Annotated in this window: 14 protein-coding genes and 2 pseudogenes; 11 read left to right on the top strand and 5 right to left on the bottom strand. The window is 69.0% G+C overall.

Annotation, left to right across the window (positions count from 1 at the left end; translation table 11 throughout):
• Positions 1 to 316 (top strand): transposase (locus tag BLR04_RS06895; protein WP_143021976.1); only part of this gene is annotated, 316 nt, incomplete at its 5' end.
• 549 nt (positions 317 to 865) lie between these two features.
• The gene (locus BLR04_RS06890; RefSeq protein WP_143021975.1) at positions 866 to 1,603 is read left to right on the top strand and encodes a hypothetical protein; all 738 of its coding nucleotides are present in this window, start codon (positions 866 to 868) and stop codon (positions 1,601 to 1,603) included.
• Between the two features lie 203 nt (positions 1,604 to 1,806).
• On the opposite strand, the gene BLR04_RS06885 is transcribed toward BLR04_RS06890, so the two are convergent.
• Positions 1,807 to 2,493 (bottom strand): methyltransferase domain-containing protein, encoded by a 687-nt coding sequence (locus BLR04_RS06885; protein ID WP_090760664.1) that lies wholly within the window; start codon positions 2,491 to 2,493, stop codon positions 1,807 to 1,809.
• Between BLR04_RS06885 and BLR04_RS06880 the strand changes: the two genes are divergently transcribed.
• Both BLR04_RS06880 and BLR04_RS06875 read left to right on the top strand, forming a co-directional pair.
• Positions 2,492 to 2,950 carry a MerR family transcriptional regulator gene (locus BLR04_RS06880; RefSeq protein ID WP_245740071.1) on the top strand — a complete coding sequence of 153 codons (459 nt, stop codon included), beginning with the start codon at positions 2,492 to 2,494 and terminating at the stop codon, positions 2,948 to 2,950. The two genes, BLR04_RS06885 and BLR04_RS06880, sit on opposite strands and share 2 nt — an antisense overlap.
• Before the next feature lie 122 nt (positions 2,951 to 3,072).
• Complete coding sequence (locus tag BLR04_RS06875; protein ID WP_090760662.1) at positions 3,073 to 3,753, top strand: DNA alkylation repair protein; 681 nt, start codon at positions 3,073 to 3,075, stop codon at positions 3,751 to 3,753.
• 273 nt (positions 3,754 to 4,026) lie between these two features.
• Here the strand turns inward: BLR04_RS06875 and tnpA are convergent.
• Positions 4,027 to 4,389: pseudogene (gene tnpA, locus BLR04_RS06870) on the bottom strand (IS200/IS605 family transposase); the annotation flags it as partial.
• Between tnpA and BLR04_RS06865 the strand changes: the two are divergent.
• Positions 4,386 to 5,536 (top strand): annotated as a pseudogene (locus BLR04_RS06865) (RNA-guided endonuclease InsQ/TnpB family protein). The pseudogenes tnpA and BLR04_RS06865 sit on opposite strands and share 4 nt — an antisense overlap.
• Before the next feature lie 192 nt (positions 5,537 to 5,728).
• Here BLR04_RS06865 and BLR04_RS06860 read toward each other — a convergent pair.
• Together BLR04_RS06860 and BLR04_RS06855 are read right to left on the bottom strand one after the other, a co-directional pair.
• The gene (locus BLR04_RS06860) at positions 5,729 to 6,697 is read right to left on the bottom strand and encodes an aldo/keto reductase (protein WP_090760852.1); all 969 of its coding nucleotides are present in this window, start codon (positions 6,695 to 6,697) and stop codon (positions 5,729 to 5,731) included.
• 11 nt (positions 6,698 to 6,708) lie between these two features.
• Entirely contained in the window at positions 6,709 to 7,302 is a 594-nt protein-coding gene (locus BLR04_RS06855; protein ID WP_090760658.1) for an NADPH-dependent FMN reductase, read from the bottom strand.
• A gap of 113 nt (positions 7,303 to 7,415) precedes the next feature.
• Here BLR04_RS06855 and BLR04_RS06850 point away from each other — a divergent pair, with 113 nt between their 5' ends.
• Together BLR04_RS06850 and BLR04_RS06845 are read left to right on the top strand one after the other, a co-directional pair.
• Positions 7,416 to 8,252 carry a helix-turn-helix domain-containing protein gene (locus BLR04_RS06850; RefSeq protein ID WP_090760656.1) on the top strand — a complete coding sequence of 279 codons (837 nt, stop codon included), beginning with the start codon at positions 7,416 to 7,418 and terminating at the stop codon, positions 8,250 to 8,252.
• 281 nt (positions 8,253 to 8,533) lie between these two features.
• The gene (locus BLR04_RS06845; RefSeq protein WP_143021974.1) at positions 8,534 to 9,106 is read left to right on the top strand and encodes an ATP-binding protein; all 573 of its coding nucleotides are present in this window, start codon (positions 8,534 to 8,536) and stop codon (positions 9,104 to 9,106) included.
• A gap of 251 nt (positions 9,107 to 9,357) precedes the next feature.
• On the opposite strand, the gene BLR04_RS06840 is transcribed toward BLR04_RS06845, so the two are convergent.
• Positions 9,358 to 10,542, bottom strand: coding sequence for a cytochrome P450 (locus tag BLR04_RS06840; protein ID WP_176902973.1), 1,185 nt, complete (start codon positions 10,540 to 10,542; stop codon positions 9,358 to 9,360).
• A 263-nt stretch (positions 10,543 to 10,805) separates the two neighbouring features.
• Here BLR04_RS06840 and BLR04_RS06835 point away from each other — a divergent pair, with 263 nt between their 5' ends.
• Genes BLR04_RS06835 through BLR04_RS06820 form a run of 4 tightly spaced genes read left to right on the top strand, consistent with a single transcriptional unit; the run spans position 10,806 to position 14,691 of the window.
• Positions 10,806 to 11,651, top strand: coding sequence for a fumarylacetoacetate hydrolase family protein (locus tag BLR04_RS06835; RefSeq protein WP_176902972.1), 846 nt, complete (start codon positions 10,806 to 10,808; stop codon positions 11,649 to 11,651).
• A complete protein-coding gene (locus BLR04_RS06830; protein WP_090760649.1) occupies positions 11,648 to 12,937 on the top strand; it encodes an enolase C-terminal domain-like protein in 1,290 nt (429 codons plus the stop codon). The genes BLR04_RS06835 and BLR04_RS06830 overlap by 4 nt, the downstream gene beginning before the upstream one ends.
• Positions 12,938 to 12,974: 37 nt before the next feature.
• Positions 12,975 to 13,715, top strand: a complete 741-nt coding sequence (locus tag BLR04_RS06825) for an SDR family NAD(P)-dependent oxidoreductase (protein ID WP_090760647.1) — start codon at positions 12,975 to 12,977, stop codon at positions 13,713 to 13,715.
• Between the two features lie 49 nt (positions 13,716 to 13,764).
• On the top strand, positions 13,765 to 14,691 hold the full coding sequence (locus tag BLR04_RS06820; RefSeq protein ID WP_090760645.1) for an aldo/keto reductase: 927 nt from the start codon (positions 13,765 to 13,767) through the stop codon (positions 14,689 to 14,691).
• The last annotated feature ends 53 nt before the right edge of the window (positions 14,692 to 14,744 follow it).

Below are 14,744 nucleotides of genomic sequence, written 5' to 3'. Positions count from 1 at the left end.
CAAAGCCCGTAAGAACTACGCCGGGACCTCCCCGATCACTCGCGCGTCGGGCAAGAAGAAGGTCGCCCTGGCCCGGTTCATCCACAACGACCGGCTCATCGACGCCCTGCTTACCCAGGCCTTCAGCGCACTGAGGCTCTCGCCCGGCGCGCGGGCCTACTACGACCGGCAACGAGCCCGCGGCTCCAGTCACAACGCCGCCCTGCGTCAGGTCGCCAACCGGCTCGTCGGCATCCTGCACGGATGCCTCAAAACCGGCACCCTCTACGACGAGACGACCGCCTGGTCGCATCACGCAGAGTTCGTTGCGGCTTGACATCTACGCTCCTGGGATGTCTTTCATGAAGGGGGCCCGGCGGTGCGTCCTTCTCTTATGGCGGGTCTTCCCTGGAGGTTTCTCGCGGCGGGCCCTTCCTGGGGCTGGGTCCGCTCGTGCGGTGGGTCCTTTCTCGCGATGGGCCGTCACCCGGAGCCTTGCGAACAGGACCGCAGCTCACCCCGGCCGGCCGGGGTATGTGCCGGCCGCGGAGGAACGCGGATGTCAAGCCGAAATGCTCCGTGCCTGTGGACAATCCGCTGTCGTCCACAGAACCCCGTTCAGTAGTCATCGATCGATGCCGCCTGAGACACCCTTTCGGCCATGACCTCACCTCACCCCGCACCACCCCAGCCCCGGCCGTACGGCGCCACAGACGCGGAGGCGGCCACCCATGGCCCCACAGACGACGCCTCATCCAGCGAGCCCGGCCCACCGCCGACCCCTGCCGCGCTGACGTGGACGCCAGCCTGCGCCCCGCCTCCCGACAGCGCGCCGTTGTCGCTCGTCCAACGGGCTCGGCAGGTCACGCGTGCGGTCCCGGGCGCCGTGGCCTGTCGTCAGACGGCGGCGCACATCTGGGGGCTGGACAGCATCACCGATCTCGAAGCCGAGTGGCCTGTGGAACTCGCCGCGCCGGGTCATGTCGCCCTCCCCGGCTGCGTCACCTATGTCGGCCGCCTGCCGGATGCGGACGTCACCGAGCACCAGGGCGTACTGCTCACCACCAGGGAACGCACGGCCCTCGACTGTGCCGACGCGCTGCTCCGTATGGAGGCGGTGGCGATCCTCGACCAGTTCGCCCGGCACGGGGTCGATCTGGAAGCGCTCTGGCACCGGCCGCTCACCTCCTGGCGCCTGCGCGACACCCTCAGCCTCGCCGATCGTGGCGCCGCCTCGCCTCAGGAGAGCCGGCTCAGGGTCATTTTCATCGAGGGCGGCCTACCCCGTCCCGCGACGCAGATCAAGGTCGAGCTGGGTGACGGCCGGCGCGCGTACCTCGACATGGGTTGGGAGGAGTTCCAGGTCGCCGTCGAGTACGACGGCCGCGAACACCACACCTCGCCCGCCGACCTGCGGCGCGACGCCGACCGGCGCGGGGAGCTGCGCCGGCTCGGCTGGCGGGTGATCGCCGTCCGGCGTGACGTCGTCACCACCCGGACCGCCGACCTGCTCCACTGCGTCGCCGACGCGTTGATCGAACGCGGCTGGCGTCCGGGCCCCGAAGGCACCACCCGGATCCTCCGCCGCATCCGCGCAGCCCGCCGCCGCTCCCGCTACCGCTGAGTTCATCACCCCCGCCACCTACAGGCCCGCCACCTACAGGCCCGCCACCCGCTACCCGCAGGCCCCGCTACCCGCAGGCCCCGTCTGGGCATTCGCATGGCATCGAAGCGCGCAGCGTCACCCCACCCCGAGCAGCGACACCTGACCAGCCCCCCGTGCGGTGAGGGCTCCAGTAGTCCCAGCCTTGTCAGCCGAGCCGGTGTTCAGCCGGCGCGAGTTCCGGAAGCGAGGAAGATCGGGACGGCAACGAAGAGGCGGTCGTTCCGCGCCCGGGTGGTTTGGTCGTCGAGCCAGGCGCCCTGCCCGAAGGTGGCGAGCATCGGGAGGAACCACGGGTCCGTCCACACGAACGTGTGGACCTCGACGGTGACGTCGACGAACCCGTTGTCGAGCAGGAGGTTGCGGTAACGGCGGGCGACCCGTGGGTTCGGCATGGCTTCTGCGCGAGAGTGGACGAGCGTGCGGGTCAGTTCGTGATCGTCGGAGTCGATCACGAAGGTGTCCCAGTCTTGGCCGACGAGCACCGCGCGGCCGTCCCTGGCCAGGACCCGGCGGGCCTCGGCTACGGCGAGCTCAGGCTCGGCGAGGGTGTGCAGGACCTTGTCGGCGCGGTACCCGGTGACCGAGCCGTCGTCGAGAGGCAGCGCGGTGGCGTCCCCGACCCGGAATTCACCGGCGGGCCAACGCTCGACGGCGACCTCGATCATGGTCGGGTCCAGGTCGATGCCGATGGCCTTGGCCCCACGGGCGGCCAGCTCGCCGACGGCGCGTCCGCTGCCGCAGCCGACGTCGACAACGGTGTCGCCCAGCGTTTGGTACGTACGTTCCCGCAGGTCGCGAGCCTCGGGTAGGTCGTCAAGAGCGTCGAGAATGGTGAGTAACGTGGACATGCCTGTGATGATGCGACTTAATGTCGACATGAAGTCAATAGGCGAGGTGGCGGCGCAGTTCGGGTTACCCACACACGTGCTGCGCCATTGGGAGGCAGAAGGACTGCTGACACCGGCCCGCGCGGGCGACCGCCGCCGCTACGCCGACTCCGACCTGTATCGGGTGGCCGCGATCCTGATCTCGAAAGAGGCGGGTTTCGGCCTCGCCGACATCCGGACCATGCTGGCGGCCCGGTCCGCGCCGGACCGTCACGAGGTGATGGCCCGTCACCGGGAGAAGCTGCTGGAACGAATAGCCCAGGCACGGGCCGCGCTCGACATGCTCGAAGGCGGCCTCGAATGCCCCCACGACGACGTCATGACATGTCCGCATTTCCAAGGCGTCCTCGCCGACCGGCTGCAACCGTCCTCCACGCCAGGCACGGACGTTCGCGACGCCGCCCACGGCGTCGAGTAGCCCGGCGGGTATGTCGCACGCGCGTCGGACGAGCCCGCCGGGCATCGGCTGCTGAGGAGACCGTGTCAGGAGGCCGAGTTCCGGCATAGGCTTCATGCGCATGTCGTGGACGGGAGGCTGAGATGGCCGAGACGACGCTCACCGTGCCGACGGTGGCCGAGGTGATGGCCGAACTGGCCGAGCTCGAAGACCCGAAGATCCGCCAGGTGAACCTCAGGCACGGCGACGACCACGGGGTGAACCTCAGCAAGCTTCGCGCGCTGGCCAAGCGGTTGAAGACGCAGCATCCACTCGCACGCCGCCTCTGGGAGACGGAGGACACCGCGGCGAGACTCCTGGCGATCCTGATCTGCCGTCCGAAGGCGTTCGAGCGTGACGAGCTCGACGTCATGGTGCGCGAGACCCGCGCGCCCAAGGTGCACGACTGGCTCGTGAACTACGTGGTGAAGAAGGGCCCGCACGCCGAAGAGCTGCGCCTGGCCTGGTTCGCCGACCCCGACCCGGTGGTCGCCAGTGCCGGATGGGCGCTGACCACCGAACGCGTGAACAAGAAGCCTGACGGCCTCGACCTCGCCGGCCTGCTCGACGTCATCGAGGCGGAGATGAAGGACGCCCCGGATCGCCTCCAGTGGGCGATGAACCACTGCCTCGCCCAGATCGGCATCAGCCACGCCGAGCACCGCGCCCGTGCGATCGACATCGGTGAGCGCTTGGAGGTCCTCAAGGACTACCCGACCTCACCAGGCTGTACGTCCCCGTTCGCGCCGATCTGGATCACCGAGATGGTCCGCCGCCAGAGCTGACGAGCTGGAACCATCTACCGAGCCGGCGACAGCCGACAAGAACGGTAGGGATGGCGATGGTGCCTCCGAAGTGCTTCGGCTTGGCGATCGTAGCGGCGGCCTCCAGCCCTACCGATGGCCGGTGAGTCTGAGGACGTTCGGTGAACGACGGCAGCGCAGGCACAGGTCTCCCCGGTGAGCACAGCACGTTGCTACCGAGATGCGGGCCAGTGCTCCGGCCTTCAGGCCGGGGGTGAAGGCCCGCGCGGGAGGGCCGTCAGGCCCGAGCGTGCCCTAACCGGGACGATTCTGCTGCTCGATGTACTGGCGCAGGATACTGATCGGAGCCCCGCCCACCGATCCGGCGAAGTAGGAGCCCGACCACAGCTTGTTCGCCCGGTAGTAGTGCTGGGCCAGTCTGGGGAACTCCTGTCGCATCCTGCGGGAGGAGACACCCTTCAGCGAGTTGACCAGCCGGGACAGGGCGACCTTCGGCGGGAAGTTCACGAGCAGGTGAACGTGGTTGGTTTCGCCGTTGAACTCGGCGAGTTCGGTCTCGAAGTCAAGGCACACGTCTCGCATGATCTCTTCCATCCGTTCCAGGTGTCGTGCCGTGAAGACGGGGTGCCTGAACTTGGTCACGAAGACTTGGTGTGCAGCTTCGGTACAACGTCCGCCTCTACCCGACGCCGGGCCAGCAGATCGCGCTGGCCAAGGCGTTCGGGTGCGTGCGGACGGTGTTCAACGACGGGCTGCGCGCCAGGCGGGAAGCCCGCGAGCAGGGCTTGCCGTACATCTCGGACGGGGACCTGTCCAAGCTGGTGATCACCCGGGCGAAGAAGACGCCGGAACGGGCATGGCTGGGCGAAGTCTCGGCGGTGATCCTTCAGCAGGCGTTAGCCGACCTGAACACCGCCTACCGCAACTTCTTCGCCTCGCTCGCCGGCAGGCGCAAAGGCCCGAAGGTCGCACCGCCGCGCTTCCGGTCGCGCAAGGACAACCGGCAGGCGGTCCGCTTCACCAAGAACGCCCGGTTCACGGTCACTGCGAACGGGAAGCTGCGCCTGCCGAAGATCGGGGACGTGCCGGTGCGCTGGTCGCGGACCCTTCCGGTAGAGCCGTCGAGTGTGACGGTAGTTAAGGACGCGGCCGGACGGTATTTCGCTTCGTTCGTGGTCGAGACGGCCGACGACCCACTGCCGGACACGACACCCGACGTGGGCATCGATCTCGGGTTGACGCACTTCATGGTCCTGTCGGATGGCCGGAAGGTGGACAATCCGCGCCTGTTGCGCCGCGCTGAGCGGCGGTTACGGAAGGCGCAGAAGGCGCTGAGCAGGAAAGAGAAAGGCTCTGCGAACAGGCAGAAGGCCAGGCTGAAGGTCGCCAAGGCACACGCCAGGGTGGCCGACGCGCGCCGCGACTGGGTACACAAGCTCTCCACGCAGATCATCCGCGACAACCAAGCGGTGTACGTGGAGAACCTTGCCGTGTCAGGTCTGGGGCGTACGAGGCTGGCCAAGTCGGTGCACGATGCGGGCTGGTCCCAGTTCGTGACCATGCTGGAGTACAAGGCGAAACGGCACGGCCGCACCTTCGCCAAGATCGACCGATTCTTCCCGTCGTCGAAGCTGTGCTCAGCCTGCGGCGCGCTCGCCGACAAGATGCCGCTGACATTCGCTCGTGGACGTGCCCGTGCGGGGCATTCCACGACCGGGACGTGAACGCTGCGATCAACATTCTCGCCGCTGGACGAGCGGAGAGGCTAAACGCCTGCGGAGGGACGGTAAGTCCCGCCGCCTAGCGGAGGGCGCGACCCGGCGAAACAGGAAGCCGTCAGAAGTGCCGCAGGCGCGGCACAGGCTGAATCCATAGCCTTCAGGCTGGGGAGCGCGTCAATCCATGATCACGGTGCCTGTGCCTGTTCCGCCTGCCGACCGGCCTCCGCTCCCGGCCTTCCCTGCGATCGCGGACGCCTGTGCGTGGGTCGCCGACGTCAGAACCCTGTCGGTGGACGCGGTGTGTAAGGCGCCTCGAGCGTCTTGATCTCTTCTTCGGTGAGCCGCAGGTCGACGGCGGCGACGGCGTCATCGAGGTGTTGCGGGTCGGTCGCTCCGACGATGGGGGCGGCGACCACGGGATTGGCGAGCACCCATGCGAGCGCGACTTGTGCCATGGGGATGCCCCGCTCGGTCGCGACGCGGTGGACAGCTTCAATGATGGGACGGTCGTCGTCGCCGAAGAACCGTTGACCGACGGGGTCGGCGGCCGAGCGTGCCGTCCGGCGTCCGTAAGGCCGTGCGAGACGCCCCTTGGCCAGCGGACACCAGGGCAGGCTGGAGACGCCCTGATCTGCCAGCAGGCCGAACATCTCGCGTTCTTCCTCGCGTTGCACCAGGCTGTACTGGTCCTGCATCGAGATGAACCTGACCCACCCGTGCCGTTCGGCGACGTGTTGCATCTTGGAGAACTGCCAGGCCCACATCGAGGAGGCGCCGATGTAACGCACCTTCCCGGCCCTGACGACGTCGTCCAGGGTTTGCATCGTCTCCTCGACCGGGGTTTCCGGATCGAAGCGGTGGATCTGGTAGAGGTCGATGTAGTCGGTTTGCAGGCGGGTCAGTGAGGCGTCGACCTGTTCCATGATCGCCTTGCGGGACAGTCCGGACCCTCCGGGACCGGAGTGCATCGGGAGGTGCACCTTCGTCGCGAGCACGACGTTATCCCTGCGGGTGTGGCGCCGGATGGCACGTCCGACGATCTCCTCAGAGGTGCCGTTGCCGTAGACGTTGGCGGTGTCCCAGAGCGTGACGCCCAACTCGACCGCTCGACGGAAGAGCGGTGCGGCGGCGGTGTCGTCCAGCGCCCAGGGGTTGACCCCTTGGCCGGGATCGCCGAAACCCATACAGCCGAGTGCGATGCGGCTCACCCTCAGCCCTGAGGTGCCGAGTCTGGTGTATTCCACGAGGACTCCTGTCAGCCCGGGTACGGGGTCGCGTCGCGTGCCGCGCTCAGGGCGGCGGCCCACCAGGCAAGCTGGTCCAGCAGGGTCTTGGCGTACCCGGATGCCTCGGGATCCAGTGGCTGCCCGTCCTGCCACGCAGTGAAGTAGTTCGGGAACGCCAGACCGTCGCGGATGGTCACCGCGTGCAGTTCGGTGAGGACGTTCTCCAGGTGGAGGACGGCATGACGACCTCCGGCTGCGCCCCCGTAGCTGACGAAGGCCACGGGCTTGGCCGTCCACTGGGTGAAGTGCCAGTCGATGGCGGCCTTCAAGGAGGCGGGGTAACTGTGGTTGTACTCGGGCGTGACCAGGATGAAGGCATCCGCCTCCTCCAGGCGGGACGTCAGGGGCGCCATTCCTTCGGGGCGCGGGTAGGAGTCGCCGGCGAACTTCGGCGGCACCGCGGGCAACGACAGCGGGATCTCGACGTCGGCGAGGTCGACGATCTCAACGTCGAACCCGCCGTGTACGCGCGCCTGCTCGGCGACCCAGGAGGCGACGGCGGGCCCGAACCGGCCTTCGCGCACGCTCCCGACGATGATGACCAACGTGTGTCTCTCACTCATGTGCTCCACGGTCCACTGCCGCGAGAGCGACAACCAGACCGGCCGCAGGCTGGCCTTCGCAGGGCCACCCTGCGGTATTCGAGCGCACCGGCTCCGTCGTTAGACTCCCGACCATGGGTACGCCACTGGGCGACTTCGTCCGTGCCAAGCGTGACAGCATCCAACCGGAGTCGTTCGGGCTTCCCGACCACGGCCGTCGACGCTCCCCGGGGCTGCGCCGCTCAGACCTGGCTACGCGCGCGGGGATCAGCGTCGAGTACCTCACTCGGATCGAGCAGGGACGAGACCGCAATCCGTCCCCGGCCGTGGTCAGCGCTCTCGCCGACGCCCTGAGCCTGGATGCCGCGGAACGCGACCACCTGCGCTACCTCGCCAAGATCACCGGCGGAGCCTGTGCAGGCCATCAGCGGCCGGCGCCGCCCAGCCGCCACGTTCGCTCCACCGTCCTGGCGACCCTCCAGCTCCTCGAGCCCGCGGTCGCGTTCGTCACCAACCGCCTGGGTGACGTGCTCGCGCACACCAGCGGGTTCGAGTTGGTCATGCGCGGGAGCGGGCTGCTGGAGACCCGGGAGCCGAACCTGACCCGTTATGTGTTCACCGACCCGCGGGCCCGGACGTTTTTCCCCGACTGGGATCAGGTGGCCGACGAACAGGCGTTCGACCTGTGGCTCGGACCGTCCGCGGAGAGCTCCGAGTGGTTCAAGGCCGAACTCGCCCCCCTCGCCGGACAGGAGTTCACCCGGCGGCTCAATCGCCACCTACCCCCACCGCAAGTCCCACTTCGGCTCGACCATCCCACTGCGCACGAGCTGCGGTGGCAGCGCGAACGACTGGAGCTGCCGCGCACCGACGCGCAGGAGCTGGTCGTCCTCCTGCCCGCCGACGAGACGACGGCGCAGGCCATGGAGCGCCTTCGCCGGCCCGGCGGCACTCTTCGCGCGATTGGTTGACGCCGAGCACGGTGGACGTGACCTGGCCCTTGGCGGCCGAACCCGCGAACCGGCGCCCCTCCCGAGCAAAGCTCCCTGCGGCAGCGTGCCGAAGACCATGCGGTAGCTGAGGCGGGTCCCCGGTGGCAGCCGGAGGGCGGTGGGCCGGGGGACGGCAGGGCCGCGAAGTGGCCCCACAGCGAGGCTCTTGGGCCCTCTGTTGAGGTGTGTCCCGTGGTGTGGTGTTTGCCGTGGGCAGGGCTGTTTCAAGCTGTTGAGGCTTTGTGGCAGGGTGGCACGTCATGCATTCTTCTGATCGAAGCCAGGATTCGGACCGCCGTGCCACTCGTCGGTTGCTGCTTGTCTGCGGGCAGGAGGGCTCGGGTAAGACGACGATCATTCGTGCTCTGTTGCCGCACACCCCGAGCGGCGCACGGGTCGATGCCGAAGACCTGGGCCAGGTCAACCCCTGTCGCTTCGACGACGCGTTCTGGCGACTGCTGCGGAGCAACGTCGCCGTGCTCGTCCGCAACTACTGGTCTGCGGGCTTCGAGAACGTCATCACCGGGAGTTTCTTCCGGACACGCGATGACTTCCTGCGCTTCCGGGAGCTCGTACCCGAGGTGGAGGAGGTGTTCATGGTCCAGTTGCTGGTGGACCCGAACGAACGCCGGCACCGGCGCCTCACCCGCGCCAAGCGGACCACGCAGGAGTGGCGCGACAAGGTGGACCAGTTCGACGCTGTCGACACGACGATCGCGGCCGATCAGGACGGTTACCGCTACCTCGCCATCGACAGCACGCAAATGACGCCCGACCAGACGGTGTCAGTGATCATGCGCGAGTTCCCGGAGATCTACGGCGTGCCTGCGTAGGCCGGCCGAGCACCTTACGGACGGCGACCAGCGAAACGTCCTGTTCTCCGCGGCGTCCCAGATCCGTTGCGCCGCTCCGTGGCTGCCACGGACGACGCGGCGACCGCGGACGAGCGGGTGCTCGATGCCGGCGGCCGACGGCTGCGACCGGCCGGCGAGGTCGTCGCCTCCACTCGGCCGGGATCTCGCGTGTACGCCGGCCAGGCCGGACACCCCTTCTGCGTTCGCTCTGCCTGACTTGCGGGGTCAGGTCAGGTGATGGTCACGGGGAGTTCTTTGATGCCGTTGATGAAGTTGGAGCGGAGGCGGCGGGCCTCGCCTGTCTGGTGGAGGCGGGGGTAGCGGCGAGCGAGCTGTTCGAACAGGACGCGGAGTTCGAGCTTGGCGAGGTGGTTGCCGAGGCAGAAGTGCGCCCCGCCGCCGCCGAAGCCGATGTGCGGGTTCGGGTTGCGTCCGATGTCGAAGACGTCGGCGTCCGGGAAGACGGACGGGTCGCGGTTGGCGGAGGAGTAGAACACCACGACCTTGTCGTTCGCCTTGATCTCCTGGCCGCCGAGCACCTGGTCACGCGTCGACGTGCGGCGGAACAGGTTGACGGGGGAGACCCACCGGACGATCTCGTCGGCGGCCGTCGCCGCCTTGGCCGGGTCGGCGACCAGCCGGTCCCACTGGTCGGGGTGCTCGAAGAGGGCGAGCATCCCGCCGGACGCCGCGTTGCGGGTCGTCTCGTTGCCGGCCACCACGAGCAGCAGGACGAACAGGTCGAATTCGTTCTCGTCGAGGGTCTCGCCGTTCTCGTCCGGCTGGAGGAGCTTGGTGACGATGTCGTTGCGCGGGTTGGCGCGGCGCTTGGCGGCCAGCTCGTTGGCGTACGCGTAGACCTCCATCGCGGCCCCCGACCCCTCCTCGGGGGTGGCGGCGTAGTCGGAGTCCTGGCTGCCGATCATGCGGTTCGACCAGGTGAACAGCTTGTCGCGGTCGGACACCGGCGCGCCGAGCAGTTCACAGATGACGTACAGCGGCAGGGGCGCGGCGACCTCGGTGACGAAGTCGACCTCGCCGCTCAGCTTGTCGAGCAGGTCGTCGCAGATGTCGCGGATGTGCTGTTCGAGGGCGTTGATGGCGCGAGGGGTGAAGCCCCGGTTGACCAGCGAACGCCGCCTCGTGTGCTCCGGCGGGTCCTGGTTGAGCATCATGAGCCGCTGCAGGGCGAGCTGCTCCTCGGCGACCTCGTCGAAGAGGGCGAGCCTGCGGGCGGAGGAGAACAGCTCGGAGTGCCGCGAGACGTGGACGACGTCCTCGTAGCGGGTCACGGCCCAGAAGTCGGGCTCTCCGGGGTGGCGGTGGACAGGGGAGTGCGTGCGCAGCCAGGCGAGTTGGTCGTGGGGTGGTCCTCCGGTCGCGTAGGTGTCCTGGTCGACGAGGTCGATGTGCACGCGGCTCACCTCTTGATCAAGCGCTTGACCCAAGCATACTGAAACGTGTTCTATTACGTCGCTGTACGCCCGTCAAGGACGCCCGCCGGCTCGGGCGGTGATCCGATGTCTTCCAGAGGCCCGCGACGTACGGCGGGACACGGTCACCGGTACGTCGATCAGGGCGATGGATCCGACCTTTCGGCCTCGATGCGGCTTGACATGCCCGGTTCCTCCCACGAGCATCAGACTGAGACATCCGATGTATACGTGAAGGATGCGGTGTGAAGCTGCTGCGAGTAGGACCTGTCGGACACGAGCGGCCGGTGGTGATGGACGCCGCCGGTAACCTGCGCGACATCGGGGAACCCGAGATCGACGGCGCTTTCCTCGCCTCCGGAGGAGTCGAGCGGGTGCGCGACGCGCTCGAACACGGCGCTCTTCCCGTGGTCGACGCCGAAGGGCTGCGCGTCGGCGCCCCGATCGCCCGTCCTGGGAAGATCGTCTGCATCGGGCTCAACTACCGCGACCACGCCGCCGAGTCCGGCGCCGAGGTGCCTGCCGAGCCGGTCGTGTTCATGAAGGCGAGCAACACGCTCGTCGGCCCGTACGACGAGGTCCTCGTCCCCCGTGGCAGCGTGAAGACCGACTGGGAGGTCGAGCTCGCCGTCGTCATCGGCAAGCAGGCGCGTTACCTCGGCAGCCGCGAGGAGGCGCTCGGCGTCATCGCCGGGTACGCGGTCGCCAACGACGTCTCCGAGCGGGAGTTCCAGCTGGAGCGCGGCGGCCAGTGGGACAAGGGCAAGTCGTGCGAGACGTTCAACCCACTCGGCCCGTGGCTGGTGACGCCCGACGAGATCGGCGACCCGCAGGACCTGCCGCTGCGGCTGTGGGTCAACGGCGAGCAGCGCCAGGACGGCTCCACCAAGGACATGATCTTCGACGTGGCCGAGGTCGTGCGCTACCTGAGCCAGTTCATGGTCCTGGAGCCGGGCGACCTCATCAACACCGGCACCCCGGCCGGCGTGGCCATGGGCATCCCCGGACAGCCGTACCTCCGGGCCGGTGACGTCGTCGAGCTCGAGATCGGCGGGCTGGGCCGTCAGCGCCAGGAAGTGGGACAGGCATGAGCGCGTACCGGATCGTCGGGTTCGAGACCTACGACGTACGGTTCCCGACCTCTCGTGACCTCGACGGTTCCGACGCGATGAACCCCGACCCCGACTATTCGGCCGCCTATCTCGTGCTGAAGACCGACGACGGCCACGAGGGCCACGGGTTCGCGTTCACGATCGGGCGCGGCAACGACGTCCAGACGGCGGCCATCAGCGCGCTGGAGCCGTACGTGCTGGGCCGCGACGTCGAGGACCTCGGCGCGCTCTACCACGAGCTGGTCAACGACTCGCAGCTGCGCTGGCTGGGCCCGGAGAAGGGCGTCATGCACATGGCGATCTCCGCCGTGGTCAACGCGCTGTGGGACCTGAAGGCCAAGCGGGAGGGCAAGCCGCTGTGGCGGCTGCTGGCCGAGATGACCCCCGAGGAGATCGTCGAGCTCATCGACTTCCGCTACCTCAGCGACGCGCTCACGAAGGACGAGGCCCTCGAGATCCTGCGCGGCCAGGCGGACGGCAAGGCCGAGCGGATCAGCCACCTGATCGAGCACGGCTACCCGGCCTACACCACCTCGCCCGGCTGGCTCGGCTACGACGACGAGAAGCTGCGGCGGCTCTGCTCGGAGGCACTGGAGCAGGGCTTCAAGCAGATCAAGCTCAAGGTCGGCGCCGACCTCGACGACGACCGGCGGCGCCTGCGCGTGGCCCGCGAGGTCTGCGGTGAGGGCTTCCCGATCGCCATCGACGCCAACCAGCGCTGGGACGTCGGCTCGGCGATCGAGTGGGTCGACGCGCTGCGCGAGTACGACCCGTACTGGGTCGAGGAACCCACGAGCCCCGACGACGTGCTCGGCCACGCCGCCATCGCCCGCGGCATCGCGCCCGTCAGGGTGGCGACCGGCGAGCACGTCCAGAACCGCATCGTGTTCAAGCAGCTGCTGCAGGCCGGCGCGGTCTCGTACGTGCAGATCGACGCCGCCCGCGTCGGCGGCGTGAACGAGAACCTCGCGATCCTGCTGCTCGCCGCCAAGTTCGGGGTGCCGGTGTGTCCGCACGCGGGCGGCGTCGGGCTGTGCGAGCTGGTGCAGCACCTGTCGATGTTCGACTACGTGGCGGTCACGGGCTCCATGGAGGGCCGCGTCATCGAGTACGTCGACCACCTGCACGAGCACTTCGCCGACCCGGTCGTCATCCGCGACGGCCGCTACGTGGCCCCGTCCGCGCCCGGCTTCAGCGCGCGGATGCACGCCGGGTCGATCGCCGCCCACGTCTTCCCCGACGGCGAGGTCTGGAGGAACGTGTGACCGGGCGCATCGATCAACCGAACTCTTGGAGGAACACATGTCGGGGGAACTGAAGGCGATCGTGACCGGCGGCGGCTCCGGCATCGGTCTCGCGGCCGCGCGGGCGCTCGCCGCGCGCGGCATGAAGGTCGCCTGCCTCGACCTCGTCCCGCCCGGCGAGCCGTTCATCGGGATCACGTGCGACGTCACCGACGACGCCGGGGTGCGCGGCGCGGTGGCCGAGGCCGCCGAGCGGCTGGGCGGGATCGACGTGCTTGTCAACAACGCGGGCGTCGGCGCGCAGGGCACCGTCGAGGACAACCCGGACAGCGAGTGGCACCAGGTGTTCGACGTCAACGTGGTCGGCATGGTGCGGGTCGCGCGTGCGGCGCTGCCGTACCTGAGGAAGTCGCAGCACGCCTCGATCGTCAACACCTGCTCGATCGCGGCGACCGCCGGGCTGCCGCAGCGGGCGCTCTACAGCGCCACCAAGGGTGCGGTGCAGTCCCTCACCCTCGCGATGGCGGCGGACCACATCAGAGAAGGCATCCGGGTCAACTGCGTCAACCCGGGCACCGCCGACACGCCGTGGGTGGGCAGGCTGCTGGACGCCGCCGACGACCCAGAGGCGGAACGCGCGGCGCTGAACGCCAGGCAGCCGATGGGCCGCCTGGTGAACGCCGAGGAGGTCGCTGCGGCGATCGCCTATCTGGCCGGCCCGGAAGCCGGTGCCACGACCGGGACCGCGCTCGCCGTAGACGGCGGCATGCAGGGGCTGCGGCTCCGGCCGTCCCACTGACGAAGGGACACCCCATCATGGACGTCGACGGCCGGCATGGAGGTGCCGCGTGATCGATCTGCCCCGTCACGGGCTGGGCGGCGCGCCGCTCGGCAATCTCTTCGAGGCCGTGCCCGAGGAGCAGGCCCGCGCGACCGTCGACGCCGCCTGGGAGAGCGGGGTGCGGCTGTACGACACCGCGCCCCACTACGGGCTCGGCCTGTCGGAACGCCGGCTGGGCGCCGCGCTGGCCGGGCGCTCCGGTTATGTGCTGTCCACGAAGGTCGGCCGCCTGCTGACGCCGGCGCCGCCCGGCGACGGGCGCGACGACGAGGGCTTCGACGTGCCCGCCGCCCACCGCCGGCAGTGGGACTTCTCGCGCGACGGCGTGCGCAGGTCGCTGGAGGACTCCCTCGTACGGCTCGGGCTGCCGGCCGTGCACGTCGCGCTCATCCACGACCCCGACGACCACGTCGACCAGGCCGTCGAGGAGGCGTACCCGGCGCTGGCCGAGCTGCGCGACCAGGGTGTGGTGCAGGCGATCGGGGTCGGCATGAACCAGTGGGAGGCGCCGCTGCGGTTCGTCCGTGAGACCAGCATCGACGTGGTCATGCTCGCGGGCCGCTACACGCTGCTCGACCAGTCGGGCCTGCCGCTGCTCGACGCGTGCGCGGAACGCGGTGTCCGGGTGCTCGCGGCCGGGGTGTTCAACAGCGGCATCCTGTCGACGCCTGAGCCGGCGGGCACGTACAACTACCAGCCCGCGCCGACGCCGCTGGTGGCGCGGGCGCGGCGGATCGCCCAGGTCTGCGACCGCCACGGGGTGACGCTGCCCCAGGCGGCGCTGGCCTTCCCGCTGCGGCACCCGGCCGTCGCCACGATCGTGGTCGGCGCCCGCGCGCCGCAGGAGATCCAGGCGAACGCGGCTCTGTGGTCGCGCTCCGTCCCCGACGCCCTGTGGGCCGACCTGGAGTCGGAGAGCCTGCTGCCCTCGTGACGGCCCTCACCCGACCTCCCACGACGCGCTGACCGGGATGGCCCGCATCCGCT

The sequence above is a fragment of the Nonomuraea maritima genome (assembly GCF_900100395.1).
Taxonomy (GTDB): Bacteria; Actinomycetota; Actinomycetes; order Streptosporangiales; family Streptosporangiaceae; genus Nonomuraea; species Nonomuraea maritima.
Note: the sequence above shows the minus strand (reverse complement) of the source record. Positions and strands in the feature narration are given on the sequence as shown.